The organism is Devosia sp. 63-57 (assembly GCF_001899045.1).
In the GTDB taxonomy this organism is placed as follows: domain Bacteria; phylum Pseudomonadota; class Alphaproteobacteria; order Rhizobiales; family Devosiaceae; genus Devosia; species Devosia equisanguinis.
In genome coordinates, this window is record NZ_MKUY01000004.1 from 184,925 (window position 1) to 201,492 (window position 16,568).

The following is a 16,568-nucleotide window of genomic DNA, read 5'->3' on the forward strand; positions in this document are numbered from 1 at the left end:
CAATTAGGGGACAATAGAGTGCGAACCCGGTGCCTACTACCGGGTCGTCAGCGTTTTGGACAGCGCCTGCCAGTTCTCTTCACCGCGCAGCGCCGCGGCGTCGGGCGAAAGCAGGAAGGCCTCGCGGTTGGAGGCGGAGTAGAACAGGAACAGCCGCTGTTTATAGACTGTGTAGATGGACGGGTTGGCTTCCGAGAGAAAGCCGCGCGCCATGCTCATGGCGCCATAGCCACCATATTGGGGCGAGTAGAGCTCAGGATTGCGCTTGAAAATTTCCATATTGGCGGCACTGGCGAAGAGCCAGGGCACGCCCTTCCATTTCAATTCGAGCTCCGGCCTGCCGGCCAGGGGGCCCGGCTCGGTAAAATAGGATACCGGGTCCATGCCGCCGATGGCGTAGCCGGTCAGCGGATCGGTGACGATGATTGAAACCACTGACTGCGCCTGTGCCGCAGTAATCATGGCCGGAACTGGCCCGAACAGCGGCAGAAGCAAGGCGATCATGGTTAAGATTTGTTTAGAGGTTTGCGTCATGATCCGCCCAATGATCGGCTCGCCGGCCCGTCGACTCTGACGCATAGTCGTTAAGAGCCTCGTAACCGCTGGCCGCTTCGCCACGGGAGACCTGCCATGCTCAAGCGCCTTGTCCAGACTGCGACCCTGCTGCTCGCCCTGTTGCTGCCTGCCGCGCCCGTTTTTGCCCAAGGGTCGCTCAGCGACAGCTATTCGGGTGACGAACTGGTCGAAAGTGGCCGTGAGTTCTTCGGCTCCGCGGCGCAAGGCCTGGCCTCGCTGGTCGAGCGCGCGGTGGGTCAGTTCGGCCAGCCCAATGGCTATATTCTGGGCGAAGAAGCCGGCGGGGCGCTGATCGTGGGCGCCAAGTATGGCGAGGGCACGCTCTATACCCGCAATGCCGGGCAGTACTCGATCTATTGGCAGGGACCGAGCATCGGTTTCGACATCGGTGGCGATGGCTCCAAGGTCATGATGCTGGTCTATAACCTTTCGGCCATCCAGGACGTGCTCGGGCGATTCCCCGGCGTAGATGGGTCTGCCTATATCGTGGGTGGGCTCGGCATGACCGTGACCAAGCGCGGTCCGGTGGTCGTGGTGCCCATCCGTTCCGGTGTGGGAGCGCGGCTGGGGATCAATGTGGGCTACCTCAATTTTACCAACCAGCCGACCTGGAACCCCTTCTGACGCAATTGTGTCCGGGTCGCAGAGGCGACAAACCGCAGTCCAAGGCGTGACGGCGCCGGCCAAAGCCATTAGGGTTAATCCTTGCCCCAGATGGCAGATGGCCGGCTTTGCTGTCACATAGGCCGATAATGGCCTTGCCCGTCCCGTAGTGCCGCCCGCGTCGGAGACTTGCTCGATGCTGATCGAGAACATGATGTATTTCGCGCTGGGCCTGCTGGTGGCGGGGCTGGTGGCGCTCGTCATCCTGCCGGCAGTGTGGAAGCGCGCAGTGCGTCTGACCAAGCGCCGCATCGAGGCCGCCACGCCCATTACCATGGCCGAATTCCGTGCGGACAAGGATCAGTTGCGTGCCGAATTTGCGCTCTCGACCCGTCGGCTGGAGATGAATGTCGAGACGCTGCGCAAGCGCCTGGCCGAGCAATTGGGCGATGTGAACCAGAAGCGCACCGATCTTGGTGCGCTCAAGGCCGAACGCGAGCAGCATCTTTCGGTGGTAAACGAGCTCGAAGAGCGCGAGGCCGAATTGCGGGCCCGGGTGGCACAGCTCGAAAAGGAAAGCACCGATCTGGCGCAGCGCCTGCGGATGCGCGATCGCGATCTCGAAACCCGCGACGGTGAAATCGCAGCGCTTCGGCAGTCGCTTGGCGCCGAAGGTCGCCCAGTGGGCGGCCTGACTTCAACTGGTCGCGATGATGCACAATCCGTCCCGGCCACAAAGGCTCAGCGTCCTGAGGATGATGCCGAGGATCTGGTCGATGCCGAGGCGCGCTTTGCCAGCGCCGAAAGCCGGCTCAATGCACTCTTGGCCGAAACCAGCCAGGCCATGGACCCCAGCGATGGGCGCCCCGAGCAATTGCTGGCCGACAAATTGTCTATGGAAGACGAGCTCGACAGTCTGCGTCGCCAGGTGGGGGATGTCGAACGCTCGATCGTGGCCGACTGGCAAAGCGAGCGAGTGGACGAAGGGCATTTGCGGAACAGGCTCAATGACATCGCCGCCAGCGTCAGTCGCTTGGTCTATGCGGTGGACAATGAGCAGCGCTCCAACGCGCTGCCGGAAGAAAGCCTCTTTGATCGAGTGCAGCGCTTTGCCGAGGATGGGGAAAGCGAGGACATGTTGCCGACCCCGAGCGGGGCACAGCGGGGATCGGTTTCGGACCGGCTGGCCGCGCTCCGGGAAATCCAGGGACGCTGAAACGTCCCTGTCTCCTTATTCGCTGCCGATCTGTACGGTGCGCTGCAGCGCGCCGGTGGCCGCATCGAAAATGCTCAAAATGGTCGCGCCGCCCACCTGATAAGTTACCTGGATGGTGCCGTCGGTGTTGAGCGCGGAAACCACCTGGGCGCCGGCGGGAATGCTGATCGTGTCGGCAATGGCCGGCGGCGGGCTGTCGCGCATGACGCGATAGACAAGCGCAAAGCCAATCGCCATAAAGCCCAGCAACAGGATGCCGATCGAAATCCCGAAGGATCGGCGCGCTTTTCCCAACAGGGCCAGCGCTTCAGGCGAGAGCTTCTCGTCCGTTTCGGCGTTGGCTTGCGGTTGTTCAGGATTGCTCATGGCAGAAGATACCGATTTCGAGTTCGAGGGCGAGCCCATTGAGGTTGTCGTCGATGCCGACATGGCCGGCGGCAGGCTGGATGCCGTGCTGGCCAAAGCCCACGACGTTTTGAGCCGCAGCCGCATCAAGGACCTAATCCTTGGTGGCGCCGTCAGCGTCGACGGGGCTGGTGTCAGCGAACCCAAATATAGACTGAAGGCCGGGGAGACAATCACCCTTCTTGCCCCGCCCCCGGAAGATCCCGAGCCGCAGGCCGAGGACATTCCGCTCGATATCCTTTATGAGGACGACCATCTGATCGTCATCAACAAGCCGGTCGGCATGGTGGTGCATCCCGCACCCGGCTCGCCCAATGGCACGCTGGTCAATGCACTGATCTTTCATTGCGGCGACAGCCTCAAGGGCATTGGCGGGGTCAAGCGACCGGGGATCGTGCATCGCCTCGACAAGGACACATCCGGGGTGATGGTCGCCGCCAAGACCGAAAAGGCGCATAAGCATCTCTCGGCCCAATTTGCTGATCACGGACGCACCGGTCCATTGCATCGCGCATATATTGCCTTTGCCTGGGGCACGACGCAGTCGGGTGTCGGCACGGTCGACGCGCCTCTGGGGCGCGACCCCGGCAATCGGTTGAAGCAGGCGGTGCTGCGCCATGGTCGCGAAGCGATTACGCACTATGCCGTAGAAGGCCGCTATGGTGGCGATGGCTGGGACGTCACTCGCATTCAATGCCAACTCGAAACCGGCCGCACGCATCAAATCCGCGTCCATATGGCTCATATCGGCCACCCACTTGTCGCCGATGCGCTTTATGCGTCGGGGTTTGTGACCAAGGTGAACAAGCTCCCTGAGGACCTGGCCGATATCGTGCGCAATCTGGGCCGACAGGCGCTGCATGCCGCAGAACTTGGTTTCGAGCATCCTGCCACTGGCGAGGAAATGCTGTTCGAGGCGGATTTGCCCGAGGATCTGCAGGCCCTGCAGGATGCGCTGGACGCCTATGATCACTCGGTCGCTTAGGTGCGCCTGACCGCGATTGCGTCGGCGTCACGTCAACGTGTTTGAACTTTGCGCCGCTTTATCGTATTATGCCGATGAATAGAGCGGCGGCCGCGCAGGTCGGAAACGAACCTCTCCAATTTGTAACGTTTCTTGCAATTGCCCGCCCTTAAAATCGCCAAAGTGCGACCTATATAGAAAATGTGCTGTCTCTTGTGCCTGCCGGACAGGAGATGGCGTTCCGCCCGCGCAATGCGGGGGATGTCGAAAGGGGGTGCGTCAATGGCCCAAACCAATCTTCCTGTCCTCTCCGCCGAGGGAGGGCTTAGCCGCTATCTTCAGGAAATCCGCAAGTTCCCCATGCTGGAACCGGATGAAGAATATATGCTGGCCAAGCGCTATAAGGAACATGGCGATCCCGGCGCGGCGCAAAAGCTCATCACCAGCCATCTGCGCCTCGTGGCGAAGATTGCCATGGGGTATCGCGGCTATGGCCTGCCGATCTCCGAAGTGATCTCGGAAGGCAATGTCGGCCTCATGCATGCGGTCAAGCGCTTCGAGCCTGAAAAGGGCTTCCGACTGGCGACTTACGCCATGTGGTGGATACGTGCCGCCATTCAGGAATATGTGCTGCGCAGCTGGAGCCTTGTAAAGATCGGCACCACGGCGGCGCAGAAGCGTCTGTTCTTCAACCTGCGCAAGGTGAAGGGCCAGATTGCGGCACTCGAGGACGGTGCGCTGCATCCCGACCAGATCAAGCAGATCGCCACCACTCTCAAGGTCACTGAAAACGACGTGGTGGAGATGAATGCACGCCTGTCCGGCGACGCTTCGCTCAATTCGCCTATGCGGGCGGATGAGGGCTCGTCCGAATGGCAGGATTGGCTGGTGGACGATACGCCTGATGCCGAAACCAGCCTGGGCGACAGCCAGCAGCATGATGAGCGCATGTCGTTGCTCACCAATGCCATGGATGTGCTCAACGAGCGTGAGCGGGCAATTTTCCAGGCCCGCCGCTTGAAGGAAAATCCGGCAACGCTGGAAGAGCTGGCCCAGCAATATGACGTCAGCCGCGAGCGCATTCGCCAGATCGAGGTGCGTGCCTTCGAAAAGGTGCAGGAAGCCGTCCGCGGCGCTGCCCGCGCCGACGCCTGATCGACTTGGCCGTCAGATGAATTTCACGCCCCGGCCTCGGCTGGGGCGTTTTTTTGTTTCAACTGTCGCTTGGCTCGTCCGCCCGAGCCAGAAGAAAAGCTCGTTCTCTGGAGTTGCGAGTCAAACCCGCGGCCATACGAAATTCGGCACTGGCTTCGGCGTGGCGGCCGAGCTTGCGCAGGAGATCGCCGCGCACGCCATAAAGCAGGTGATAGTTCTTGAGCGCGGGCTCCTCGCGGATGGCGTCGACCAGCGGCAGCGCGAAGGCGGGGCCCTGCGCCATCGAGATGGCGACGGCGCGATTGAGTTCGATCACCGGGGAGGGGGTGGCGCGACTGAGCAGTCCGTAAAGCGCGGCGATCTCGGCCCAGTCGGTATCCTCGGCTTGGCGCGCGCGGGCGTGGCAGGCGGCAATGGAAGCCTGGATGGTGTAGGGACCCAGGCCACGATCGAGCCGTTGGGCGCGCAGCAGGCCCTCGAGTCCGCGCCGGATCATCAGTTGGTCCCACATCGCCCGGTTCTGGTCGGGCAGCAGGATGGGCTCGCCCTTGGCATTGGTGCGGGCGCCGGCGCGGGAATGCTGCAATTCCATCAGTGCCAAGAGACCATGGACCTCTGGCTCTTCGGGCATCAAACCCGCCAGAATGCGGCCCATGCGCATCGCCTCTTCACAGAGCTGCGGGCGCATCCAGTCTTCCCCGGCAGTGGCCGAATACCCTTCGTTGAAGATGAGGTAGAGCACGCCCAGCACCGAGGCGAGCCGGTCCTGCCGTTCCTCGCCGCGCGGCACTTCGAAGGGCACGCCGGCCTCGGCAATGGTGCGCTTGGCGCGCACGATGCGCTGGCCGATGGTGGTGTCGTTGGCAAGAAAGGCGCGGGCGATTTCCTCGGTAGTCAGGCCGCCGATCAGGCGCAGGGTGAGCGCTACACGGCTTTCGGCGGGAAGCACGGGATGACAGGATGTGAAGATCAGCCGCAACAAGTCATCGCCGACATCGTCGTCCAGCTGCTCATGAAGGGCGGTTTCGGTGTCAGGCACCTCGTCCTCCAGGAGGCGACCGACTTGCTCCAGCTTGGTGCTGGCCATCTTGCGATGGCGAAATAGGTCGATGGCCTTGCGCTTGCCGGCTTGCATCAGCCAGGCGCCGGGATTGTTGGGAACCCCGGTTTCCGGCCAGGTGCGAAGAGCGGCCATCAGCGCGTCCTGCGCCAGTTCCTCGGCAAGAGAGATATCCCGCACCATGCGGGTGAGCCCGGCAATGACCCGCGCCTGCTCGAGGCGCCACACGGCATTGATGGCGCGGTCGGTTTCCCGCCGGTCGCTCATGTCCATAATTCGTTGCGCATCGTCTCATACCTCCCCGACGCGCGAGATTAGCAGATTTCGACGCCACCCCGAAAACAGAAAACCCCGCGCCTGGGGCACGGGGTTTGATCTTAAAGCGAACAGCAGCCGATGCGGATCAGGCCACGTTCTCGCTATAGACCTCGTTCTCGTCGGGCTCGCGCAGCACATAGCCGCGACCCCAGACGGTCTCGATGTAATTCTTGCCGCCGGTGGCAACGCTGAGCTTTTTGCGCAGCTTACAGATGAAGACGTCGATGATCTTCAGTTCCGGCTCGTCCATACCGCCATAGAGGTGGTTGAGGAACATTTCCTTGGTGAGGGTGGTGCCCTTGCGCAGCGAGAGCAGCTCGAGCATCTGGTATTCCTTGCCGGTCAGGTGCACGCGTGCGCCCTGGACCTCGACGGTCTTGGTGTCGAGGTTGACCATGAGGTCGCCCGTCGAAATGACCGACTGGGCATGGCCCTTGGAACGGCGGACGATAGCGTGGATGCGGGCCACGAGTTCGTCCTTATGGAAGGGCTTGGTCATGTAGTCGTCGGCGCCGAAGCCGAGACCACGAACCTTGTCCTCGATGCCGGCGAGGCCCGACAGGATGAGTATAGGTGTCTGAACCTTGGCGACGCGAAGGGTGCGCAGCACCTCATAGCCGCTCATATCTGGCAGATTGAGGTCCAGAAGAATGATGTCGTAATCGTATAGCTTACCGAGGTCGACGCCTTCCTCACCGAGATCGGTGGTGTAGACGTTAAAACTTTCGGACTTCAGCATCAGTTCGATGCTCTGCGCGGTCGCGCTGTCGTCCTCAATAAGGAGTACCCGCATTATATTCCCCTTGTCATTCGTTCCTGCTGGAACATGCGGGATGAAGGCCTTGCGCCCTTCCCGCTCCAACCCTACTGGATATGACTGAAGCCTAAGCTCAATTAGTTAACAAAGTTTAATTCGCTTCGGCAATACGCAAAGCTTGGTAAGACAAAATTAGTTTAAGCCATTGAAATTGCAACATAAATTTGGTGAATTTTTCTTAAGGTAAAACATTAAGTTTGCAAGCCAAGAGACTCTGCAGACTCAAGCAATCGTTGCCACTGACGGGGGTTTGCGCACGGTCCAGCCATGGGACGCAATTAGCGCTTGTACTCTCTGGTTAGCGCTTTTCGGTTAACGATCGGTTACGCTCCGATTCGCAATGTCGGCGCGATTCGACCCTTGGCGGAAACCATAGGCTCCGCCGCATTCGGGATAGCCGGCCTAGTCTAGACTGGATGTGCACCGCCATGAAGGCCCTGATCTCGGCGATTGACGCCATCGACGATGTTGAGGTGTTCGGCCGGGTCAAATCCGTGCAGGGTCTGCTTATCGAGATTGTCGGGCCGGTGCGCGAATTGCGCGTGGGTGGGCGGGTGATGATCGCAGGCAGTGACGGGCAGGACCTGGCGGCCGAGATCATCGGTTTTCGCAATGGCCGGGCGCTCTGCCTGCCTTTTGGCGAGTTGAGCGGGGTGCGGCTCGGCTGCAAGGCGGTGTTCCGCCGCCATGATGGGTCGGTTACGCCATCGACCGGCTGGCTGGGCCGGGTGATCAACGCCATGGGGGAGCCAATTGATGGGCTGGGGCCGCTGCCGCAGGGCGCGCGCGCCTATCCACTGCGCCAATCTCCTCTGGCCGCACATGACCGAACGCGTGTGGGCGATCCGGTTGATCTGGGTGTGCGGTGCCTCAATACCTTTACCACCATGTGCGAAGGCCAGCGCATGGGCATCTTTGCCGGCTCGGGCGTGGGCAAGTCTGTGCTGATGTCGATGCTGGCGCGCAATACTGATGTGGATGTCTCGGTCATCGGGTTGATCGGCGAGCGCGGGCGCGAGGTGCACGAGTTCATCCAGGAATATCTGGGTGAAGAGGGTCTCAAGCGGGCCGTGGTGGTGGTGGCCACCTCCGACGAGGCGGCGCTGATGCGGCGACAGGCCTGCTATATCTCGATGGCGGTAAGCGAGTTTTTTCGCGATCAGGGACGGCGCGTGCTCTGCATGATGGACAGCCTGACGCGCTTTGCCATGGCCCAGCGCGAGATCGGCCTGGCCATCGGCGAGCCGCCCACGGCCAAGGGTTATCCGCCGACGGTTTTCACAGAATTGCCACGATTGCTCGAACGCGCCGGCCCAGGGACGCCCAATTCGGGTTCCGTTACCGGTCTCTTTACCGTTTTGGTGGAAGGTGATGATCACAATGAGCCCATTGCGGATGCCGTGCGTGGCATTCTTGATGGGCACATCGTGATGGAGCGCGGCATTGCCGAGCGGGGTCGCTACCCGGCGGTGAACGTGCTCCGGTCCATCTCGCGGACCATGCCAGGCTGCGTTCCGGACGATGTCCGGCCGGTTCTGGCGCGGGCGCGGGAACTCATGTCGCTCTATGCCGACATGGAGGAACTGATCCGGCTGGGGGCTTACCGGAAAGGGTCAGATCCAAAAGTGGACCTTGCGATCGCGATCAACCCGGCGCTGGAGGGGTTCCTCAGCCAGAAACGGGAAGATGTCACCTCGATCGCCGAAGGCTATCGCCTTCTGGCGCAGATCGTGGCGGAAGCGGACGCGCTGGGTTGATGGGACGGTGCCAGTGTTAGGAAGGGCCGCCCAGGACTGACTTGATGTGTAAGGAGTACAGGTCTTGAAATCGCGCAGCGAGAGCCTCATTCGGCTCAAGAAGTTCCAGGTGGACGAAAAGCGCCGTCAGGTCGCGCAGATCGAGATGATGATTGCCGATTTCGAGCGCATGGCGTCCGAACTCGACCAGCAGATCGAGATCGAGCATACCAAGACCGGCATTTCCGATGTCGCCCATTTCGCCTATTCCACCTTTGCCAAGGCGGCTTTGCAGCGCCGGGACAACCTGCTGGCGTCGGCCAATGACATGAAGAGCAAGCTGGAAGCGGCGCAGGATGCGCTGGCTGAAGCGCTCGAAGATCTCAAGAAAGTGGAATTGCTCGATCAGCGCGAACATCAGCGCGAACGGGACGAGCAGAACAAGCTCGAACAGCAGGATTATGACGAAGTGGCGCGCCTGCGCTTCCGCGGGCAGTAAGTCACCATTGCGCAAATGCAAGAAAGCCGACCCGAAGGTCGGCTTTCGTTGTTTCTAGCCAGCCGCCAGACTTACATGGCGGTGGTGTTCAGGCGCTGCGACGGGTCGGTCGCGTAGGTTTCCTCGTTATACTCAGGAATAGCCTCGAGCTGTTCGCGGGTGAAATTGGTGTAAACGACCACATCACCATTTTCGTTGGAGCCGAACTCGATATTGTCGAGACCAACGGCAACGCGCTTCTGGCCGATGCCCAGGAAACCGCCAAAGTCGATCAGCATGGCATCGATCTGGCCGGACTGGTTGAGCAAGAGGTCGCCGACCTGTGCAATGTCCTCATTGTTCGGGCCAATCACGGTGGCACCAGTGAGGTTATCGGCCGTGAGGGCATCGCGCTGGATCGGTGCGTAGCCTTCGCGCGGAGTCATAGCGCCAGGATTGGCAGCCATGTTGTCGGTGGCGACCGGAGCGGCCGGAGCCATGCTATCGGTGGCAGCAGGTGCCATCGTGTCGACGGGGGCCATGGCGCCGCCCGGTGCTGCTGCATCAACCGGCTCATCTTCAGCCCATACGAATTCGGGCGCGTTGGTCAGAGCCTCGGCAGTGGTGGGGAGAACCCAGCGCTCGGTATTGTCGGCAGCAAGGGTGAATTCGAGCGAGCCGAAATCAACGGCAACCGACTTTTCGCCAATGCCCAGGAAGCCGCCGACGCCGATCACGACAGCGGTAATTTCACCGTCGGCAGAGAAAACGATATCGCTGATATTGCCGATCTCTTCGGCGTCATCGCCGGTGCCGGAATAGACCGGCTGGCCAATCAGGCGCGAGCCGAGATTGTCGGTGTCAGCGGCGACATAGCCGGCAGACATGTCCCATGGCTGATGCACATCGGTGGTCTGCACAGCGCCGCTATCCACATTGGTGCCGGTCACGGGAGCTTCCATGGCCGGGGCTTCGGTGGCCGGAGCGGGGGTTGTGGTGGTCTGGGCGAAGGCGCCGGTGCTCATCAGAACGGCAACAGCAGTAGTGGTCAGCAGAGTGCGGATCATAGTAAGGTCCTCGGGTTCATCGTTGCGGTGAACAGGGTCGCACGGTGCAAAACTTTCCGGTGACGTACCGTGCGACCCTTCATGCCTGCTCAACGCATCGACTCCGCGAGCCGTTCCGCAGTTAATTGCCGCAATCTTCCGGAACCAATTGAAAGGCCGGCGACTGCGGTGCAGCGCCGGCCTTTTCGCCTCCCCATAAGGGGTTATGTTCTTGGGCCCGTCATGGCTCTCGCCCGCGTTACCGATTGGCGGCGCGCTGCGGCATGAGACGCAGCACGACCGATGGGCCACAGATTAGTGGATTGGGTGAGGCAGACCAGTGCAGCTCGGGTTAATGCGTCAACAAAACCTTAATCGAGTAGAACCGCACTGTCCTTGTCATAGTCGCGCATGGCCCGGTGTGGCATGCCGCCGTCCATGAATTCGGGTCCGAACGCCACGAAACCAAGCTTTTCGTAAAAGCCAAGCTTGTCCGACTGGGCGGTGAGGTAGAAGCGCTGTTCACCAGCAGCGCGGGCCTGGAGCATCGCCGCCTCGATCATAGAGCGCGCAATCCCCTGTCCGCGAAAACTGCCGCGCACTGCGACGCGCCCGATCTTGGTATGCTCGGGGCGTTTGATCAGGCGCAGCGTGCCCACAACTTCGCCTTGGGCAATGGCGACGAAATGGGTGGCGGTGAGATCGTCCCCATCGTGTTCCTCTTCCTCGGGAACCTTCTGCTCCCAGACGAAGACCTCGCGCCGCAGCGTGAAGGCCGCGTTGCAGAGGGTAGAAAAAGCAGGGACTGGCAGGATGGTGAGCGCGTTCATGGCTTCGTTCTAGCGCCCCCGCGGCGTCGCCTCAAGCCGCCGGAATGGTGTCCTGGTCCAGGGCGGCCAATTGGCTGAGGACCGGTGCCTGATGCACGAGGTCATTGATGAAGCTGAGCTTGTCGATGACGACAGGCGTCAGGATGAAGGGATAGGCATCGGGCTGACCGACGGCACGGTTGAGATTGTTGAGCAGCAGGGCCAGTGGAATCCAGTTGTCGATAATAGCCGCCATGTCGGGAGCCATATAGGGGTCGAAGCTGACGGGCGGGACGACGAGATTGGGGTCCTGGGTGCGCGGCCTGGCGCGAACGCCGAAGGCCGCCGCCATCTCCACGGTATCCACGATATGCAGATAGTGCGCGAAGGTTTCGGCGAAATCTTCCCATGGATGGGCAGTGGCATAGGCGCTGATGTGAGTCTGGTACCAGCCTTGCGGCGCGCCATTGGCGTAGTAAGTGGTCAGAGCCTGGCCATAATCCTGGGTTTCGTCGCCGAAAAGCGCGCGGAAGCCAGTTTCCGCGGGCTGCCCGGCGACCAGCAAATCCCAATAGTGATGCGCTATTTCGTGACGGAAATGGCCCAGCAGGGTGCGGTAGGGTTCACCCATGGCGGTGCGGCGACTTTCGCGCTCGGCATCGTCGGCTTCCGCCAGTGAAATGGTGATGATGCCGTTCTCATGGCCGGTCATTACCGGCTCGGTGGCCAGTCCATCGGCGAGGAAACGGAAAGCCAGGCCATGCTCGGGATCTTCCGCCCGTGTTGCCAGGGGGAGCGCGAGGCGAAGCAGGGAATAGAACAGGCGCTTTTTGGCCCGCTCGATGGTTTGCCAGCGGGCAAGATTGATCGGGTCGTCGATTGGGGGGATGGTCTCGTTATGCCGGCAGGCGGCGCAGAAGACATCGCCGCCTGGTTGTTCCTCGACCAGCCAGTTGCAGGCCGCATGCGCGGCATTGGCGCAATAGATGAAGCGCTTGCCCGGCAGCGCCGGAGTGGTGAAGGCGCCATTATCCGCCTCCAGCGACACCAGCGCATTTTCTTGCGGCAGATAGCCGAGGGCATGGCCGCAGCGCTCGCACACCGCGTTTTCGAAGTAAACAGTGTTGCCGCAATGGTCGCAGGAGAAGAGCTTCATGATGGGGCCCCGAGAATGCAGCGACAATGCCGGCCGGGGCCGATGCGTTCCATCGCCTGGCGCATGAGCTTATGTCAGGACGCCAAGGCAATCGAGACGGCAAGAGAGGGCGAACTGATGCAGGACGGACCGGAGAATTTTCTGCCGAACTTTCGCAGGAGCGCATCGGCCTGGGAGAGCGGGACATGGTGCTGGTGCACCCGGTGACCAGCGCGCCGGAGCGCGTGCTTTACGCGCTCGATGGCAATGCGGCACTCTCCATGTTGAAGCCAGACTGGCTGGCCGCGCGTCCGGGGCTGGCTCTGGTGCTGATCGGCTATGCTGGAGCAAGCCGATTTCATCTTGAGCATCGGTCGCGCGATTATACGCCGCCACCGCCGCTGGAATGGGATGGCGGGGTGCGCCTGGCACTGGAACGGCCCCATGGTGGCGCCGCGGATTTCCTGGCTTTTCTCACGCAGGACCTGATGCCGCAGGCCGAGGCGCGGTTCGGCCTTGTGGCGCCGTCTCGTGCCCTATGGGGCCATTCCTATGGGGGGCTCTTTGCCCTTTGGATGCTCACCCGGAGCGGACATGGTGTGTCGTTGCTGCACGCCGCGAGCCCTTCGCTCTGGTGGGGCGATTATGCGTTGGAGCACCATTTGGTGGATAATGAACCTCTGGCGGGAGGCGTGCGAGCGCTTGATCTCAGCATGGGCGATAGTGAAGTCAGCCGCAATGGCGAAGTGCTGACAACGCCAGAACGCCTTGAGCGCCTGGCGGCGCGCCTCGAGGGGCGGCAGGGTTTGCGCGTGCACACACAGATTTTTCCTGGTGCCAGTCACGGAGACACATTCGCGCTGTCGCTCGCAGAGGCCATTGCAAGGAGCTGAGCAGACTGTCTCATCTGAGGCCCAGATGCTGGGCGAGCGTGGTGCCGGTATAGTCCTTGCGGAAGATGTCGCGCTCGACCAGCACGGGAACTGTCTCGTCGAGAAACAGCCGCAGTGAGGGTAGGGAGGCAGGCAGGGCGATGATGCCATCCAGTGCGCCGGCGGCAAACCAGTCGCAAATGGCGTCGGCAGCATCGAGCGGAGTGCCGACCACCTGCCAGTGGCTGGAGCCGCTGGCCTCTGGACGCGCCAGCAGTTGTGCAATGGTTGGGTTTTCCATCTGAATCAGCCTCAGCAATAGCGCGGCATGGGTGCGGCTTCGGGCATTGGGGTTGATGCCGGTCACGAGGCGCTCGGGGATTGGGGCATTCAGCGGCAGAGCTCTGATATCGACGCCGAGGCTGTTTTCGATGAAGCGATAGCGCGGTTCCAGATCGAGGCCGCATTGGCGCTCGCGGAACCGATCCTGGGCCTCACTTCGGTTTTTGGACAGCAGCAGGCCAAGGCCGGGCATGAGCTTGATATGCGATGGCAGGCGGCCGAAACGCTGGGCACGTTCGCGCAAGTCCTGTCGCAGGGCAATGGCGGCGGCCTTGTCGGGCGTCGAGGCGAAAATGCCGGTGGCGAGGGAGGCAGCAAAGTCGCGGCCTGTCGGTGAAGCGCCGGCCTGGAACAGTGGCGGTGGACCTGCGGAATGCATCGGAAGGGTGAGGGGTCCCTCGACGGTAAAGTGTTTGCCGTGGTGGTTGATTGCGCTGACAGTCTGGCTGTCGGCAAATTGGCCTGCCTCACGCTCCCTTTTGATCGCGTCGGCTGGATAGCTCCGCCAGAGCTTTTGCACGACTTCGACAAATTCGGCCGCGCGTTCATAGCGCCACTCGGCGCTGGGCATGGCGGGGATGCCGAAATTGCGCTCGCCATCCAGCGCGGTGACGATATTCCAGCCGGCCCGTCCATCGCTCAGCCAATGCAGGGACTGCAACTGGCGCGCGACGATAAAGGGCGGAACGAAGGTGGTGGAGGCGGTTGCGACGAGCCCGATATGACTGGTGGACTGGGCAAGTCCGGCCAGTTGCACGATGGGATCGAGGCTGGTCATTCCCGGGGCGTGCTCAAGCCCCTTCGGTTCGATGAACAACGAGTCCGGCTTGAACAGGAAGTCCAGTTTGGCCCGCTCAGCGTGCTGGGCCAGTTCGATGGCAAAGCGTGGCGACAGCAGGTGCTCGACGCCGCTATCCGTGTCGCGCCAGGCGGAGCCGCGCAGCCAGGTGGGAGACAGGGAGAGGCCGATATGAAGCTTGCGGGACATCGCGCTCTCTAAAGACTTTTGGTACGGGTCAGCAGCCAGACGAGATAGAGCCCGCCCACCAGGCCGGTCATGCGCCCGATGGGCACGACGATGCCAAGGGGCGCGAGTTGAGAGACGAGGTCGGCCAGGACCAGCAGCAGTGCGCCCATTGCCGCCGAGCCGATGATGGCAAGCTGTCCGTGGCCGATAAGGCGGCGCACCAGTTGCGGGGCAGCGAGCGCCACAAATGCCACGGGGCCGGCCGAACCGGTGGCGAGACTGGCGAGCAATACGGCCAGGATCATCGCTGAAACGCGCACCAACTCGACATTGACGCCCAGTTGCCGCGCCACGTCGTCGCCCATCTCCATCAGCGCCAAGGGCCGCGCGAGCAACGCCAGTATCGGTAGAATGGTCAGCGTGCCGATCGTGACCGGCCAGGCGTGAATCCAGGTGCGCGCATTGAGCGAGCCCGCCATCCACTGATTGGCGGCGATGGCGTCATCGAGATTGCCCTTTACCAGCATCAGGCCGTTGAGTGCGGTCAGCACCGCGCCGACGCCAATGCCGATTAGCACCAGGCGATAGCTGCTGGTGCTGCCGCCCTTGACAGAAAGGGTATAGACGACAAGCGCCGTGATCACACCACCACCCATGGCCGATGCCGCCACCAGCAGCCCGCTGCCACCGAAAACCACGATCTGCGCCAGAGCGCCGGTGGCACTGCCGGTGGTGAAGCCGATGATGTCGGGCGACCCCAGCGCATTGCGTGAAATGGACTGGAATACCGCGCCCGACGCGCCAAGGGCTGCGCCAACGAAAAGCCCGGTCAGCATGCGCGGCAGGCGCACATTGAGCACCACCTGCTCGACACTGCCACCAGGGCCCTGGCCAAAGATGATGGCGAGCACATCGCCTGTCGCCAGCGGAATGCGGCCGATGGTCATGGCAACAACGGCCAGCGCCGCGGCCAGCAACAGCAGCGCGAGTGTTATCAGGGTCGGGCGAGTTTCTATGGATAGGGACAGCGGCCCGGCCGCTATCGCGATGGCTGTGCGACCGTCGAGGGTGGTGCGGCGGGACAATCTCATAGCTGGGCAATCCGCTTGCGGCGCACCATGACGACGAAGAATGGTCCACCCAGCAGGGCCACCATGATGCCAACGCCGATTTCGCCGGGGGGCGCAATGATACGCCCCACAATGTCGGCGCTCAGCATGAGCACTGCTGAAACCAGCATCACATAGGGCAACAGCCAACGATGGCTGGGGCCGGTGATGAAGCGCGCCAGGTGGGGCGCTGTGAGGCCGATAAAGGCGATTGGCCCGGCGGCGGCAGTAGCCGCGCCTGAAAGGATGATGACGACAAGGGCGGCGAGGCTCCAGATGCGCTTGGGATCGACACCCATGGAGCGGGACAGGTCCTGGCCGAGCGCGGCGGCATCGAGCGGGCGGGCAAGGGCCAACGCCAGAGCAAGCCCAATCGCGGTCAGCAGCGATACCGGCCCGAGCACGGCCGCGCCACGGCCCTGCAGCGAGCCCACGGTCCAGTGACGGAACTGGTCGAAAACCTGTTCCTCGCTGTTGATGAGAATGATCTGGGTCAGCGACAGCAGCACGACCGAAATGGCGGCGCCGGCCAGCAACACCCGCACCGGGCTGGCATTGCGCCCCAGATCGCCCAGCACATAGATGGCCACGCCGGCTAGAGAGGCACCCACGAGCCCGAAAGCCATATAGGCGGTGACATTGATGGCGCCGAACAGGGCAATGGCTCCCGCGACGGCCGCGGCCGCCCCGGCATTGACACCGAAAATTCCCGGATCGGCAAGGGGGTTGCGGGTCATGGCCTGCATCACCGCGCCGGCCACCCCCAGCCCCGATCCGATAATGATGGCCAGAAGCGTTCGGGGAATGCGCAGATGGGTGACCAGGAGATGAGCGCTGTCGGTCGCGTCGAAGGCCGTTATGGCGCTCCAGACGGTTTCGGGCGCGATGGATTGCGACCCGACCACGAGGCTGAGCGGCACCAGCACTATCAAGATCAAGGCGAGCACGGCCAGTCCGGTG

17 protein-coding genes are annotated in these 16,568 nt (G+C 62.1%); 7 read left to right on the plus strand and 10 right to left on the minus strand.

Annotated features, from left to right (window positions below; all coding sequences use genetic code 11):
• Positions 1 to 36: 36 nt before the first annotated feature.
• Positions 37 to 504: a YHS domain-containing (seleno)protein gene (locus BGO80_RS06075; protein WP_126149923.1), complete on the minus strand. Its 468-nt coding sequence runs from the start codon at positions 502 to 504 to the stop codon at positions 37 to 39.
• Positions 505 to 630: 126 nt separating this feature from the next.
• Here BGO80_RS06075 and BGO80_RS06080 point away from each other — a divergent pair, with 126 nt between their 5' ends.
• Both BGO80_RS06080 and BGO80_RS06085 read left to right on the plus strand, forming a co-directional pair.
• A complete protein-coding gene (locus tag BGO80_RS06080; RefSeq protein ID WP_126149922.1) occupies positions 631 to 1,200 on the plus strand; it encodes a DUF1134 domain-containing protein in 570 nt (189 codons plus the stop codon).
• Between the two features lie 175 nt (positions 1,201 to 1,375).
• Positions 1,376 to 2,395, plus strand: coding sequence for a hypothetical protein (locus tag BGO80_RS06085; protein ID WP_286719981.1), 1,020 nt, complete (start codon positions 1,376 to 1,378; stop codon positions 2,393 to 2,395).
• Positions 2,396 to 2,410: 15 nt separating this feature from the next.
• Here the strand turns inward: BGO80_RS06085 and BGO80_RS06090 are convergent, their stop codons facing one another.
• Complete coding sequence (locus tag BGO80_RS06090; RefSeq protein ID WP_126149920.1) at positions 2,411 to 2,761, minus strand: DUF6476 family protein; 351 nt, start codon at positions 2,759 to 2,761, stop codon at positions 2,411 to 2,413.
• Here BGO80_RS06090 and BGO80_RS06095 point away from each other — a divergent pair.
• Positions 2,760 to 3,785, plus strand: a complete 1,026-nt coding sequence (locus tag BGO80_RS06095) for an RluA family pseudouridine synthase (protein WP_286719984.1) — start codon at positions 2,760 to 2,762, stop codon at positions 3,783 to 3,785. The two genes, BGO80_RS06090 and BGO80_RS06095, sit on opposite strands and share 2 nt — an antisense overlap.
• Positions 3,786 to 4,046: 261 nt before the next feature.
• Entirely contained in the window at positions 4,047 to 4,919 is an 873-nt protein-coding gene (gene rpoH / locus BGO80_RS06100) for an RNA polymerase sigma factor RpoH (RefSeq protein ID WP_126149918.1), read from the plus strand.
• A 58-nt stretch (positions 4,920 to 4,977) separates the two neighbouring features.
• On the opposite strand, the gene BGO80_RS06105 is transcribed toward rpoH, so the two are convergent.
• Together BGO80_RS06105 and ctrA are read right to left on the minus strand one after the other, a co-directional pair.
• Positions 4,978 to 6,252: an RNA polymerase sigma factor gene (locus tag BGO80_RS06105; RefSeq protein WP_286719986.1), complete on the minus strand. Its 1,275-nt coding sequence runs from the start codon at positions 6,250 to 6,252 to the stop codon at positions 4,978 to 4,980.
• Positions 6,253 to 6,382: 130 nt separating this feature from the next.
• Positions 6,383 to 7,090, minus strand: a complete 708-nt coding sequence (gene ctrA, locus BGO80_RS06110; protein ID WP_086470550.1) for a response regulator transcription factor CtrA — start codon at positions 7,088 to 7,090, stop codon at positions 6,383 to 6,385.
• Between the two features lie 452 nt (positions 7,091 to 7,542).
• Here ctrA and fliI point away from each other — a divergent pair, with 452 nt between their 5' ends.
• Both fliI and fliJ read left to right on the plus strand, forming a co-directional pair.
• Positions 7,543 to 8,871, plus strand: a complete 1,329-nt coding sequence (fliI, locus tag BGO80_RS06115) for a flagellar protein export ATPase FliI (RefSeq protein ID WP_126149916.1) — start codon at positions 7,543 to 7,545, stop codon at positions 8,869 to 8,871.
• A gap of 64 nt (positions 8,872 to 8,935) precedes the next feature.
• Positions 8,936 to 9,349 (plus strand): flagellar export protein FliJ, encoded by a 414-nt coding sequence (gene fliJ, locus BGO80_RS06120; RefSeq protein ID WP_126149915.1) that lies wholly within the window; start codon positions 8,936 to 8,938, stop codon positions 9,347 to 9,349.
• A gap of 71 nt (positions 9,350 to 9,420) precedes the next feature.
• Here fliJ and BGO80_RS06125 read toward each other — a convergent pair whose 3' ends face one another.
• From BGO80_RS06125 to BGO80_RS06135, 3 genes are all read right to left on the minus strand, one after another.
• Entirely contained in the window at positions 9,421 to 10,395 is a 975-nt protein-coding gene (locus BGO80_RS06125) for a PRC-barrel domain-containing protein (protein WP_286719991.1), read from the minus strand.
• 350 nt (positions 10,396 to 10,745) lie between these two features.
• The gene (locus BGO80_RS06130; RefSeq protein ID WP_286719993.1) at positions 10,746 to 11,204 is read right to left on the minus strand and encodes a GNAT family N-acetyltransferase; all 459 of its coding nucleotides are present in this window, start codon (positions 11,202 to 11,204) and stop codon (positions 10,746 to 10,748) included.
• A 31-nt stretch (positions 11,205 to 11,235) separates the two neighbouring features.
• A complete protein-coding gene (locus BGO80_RS06135) occupies positions 11,236 to 12,339 on the minus strand; it encodes a zinc-binding metallopeptidase family protein (protein WP_286719996.1) in 1,104 nt (367 codons plus the stop codon).
• 185 nt (positions 12,340 to 12,524) lie between these two features.
• On the opposite strand from BGO80_RS06135, the gene BGO80_RS06140 reads away from it, so the two are divergent.
• Positions 12,525 to 13,211 (plus strand): alpha/beta hydrolase, encoded by a 687-nt coding sequence (locus BGO80_RS06140; protein ID WP_286719998.1) that lies wholly within the window; start codon positions 12,525 to 12,527, stop codon positions 13,209 to 13,211.
• A gap of 10 nt (positions 13,212 to 13,221) precedes the next feature.
• Here BGO80_RS06140 and BGO80_RS06145 read toward each other — a convergent pair whose 3' ends face one another.
• Genes BGO80_RS06145 through BGO80_RS06155 form a run of 3 tightly spaced genes read right to left on the minus strand, consistent with a single transcriptional unit; the run spans position 13,222 to position 16,555 of the window.
• Positions 13,222 to 14,520, minus strand: coding sequence for an NtaA/DmoA family FMN-dependent monooxygenase (locus BGO80_RS06145; protein ID WP_286720001.1), 1,299 nt, complete (start codon positions 14,518 to 14,520; stop codon positions 13,222 to 13,224).
• Positions 14,521 to 14,528: 8 nt separating this feature from the next.
• A complete protein-coding gene (locus BGO80_RS06150) occupies positions 14,529 to 15,590 on the minus strand; it encodes a FecCD family ABC transporter permease (protein WP_286720004.1) in 1,062 nt (353 codons plus the stop codon).
• Positions 15,587 to 16,555 (minus strand): FecCD family ABC transporter permease, encoded by a 969-nt coding sequence (locus BGO80_RS06155; RefSeq protein ID WP_286720007.1) that lies wholly within the window; start codon positions 16,553 to 16,555, stop codon positions 15,587 to 15,589. The genes BGO80_RS06150 and BGO80_RS06155 overlap by 4 nt, the downstream gene beginning before the upstream one ends.
• Positions 16,556 to 16,568: the final 13 nt, after the last annotated feature.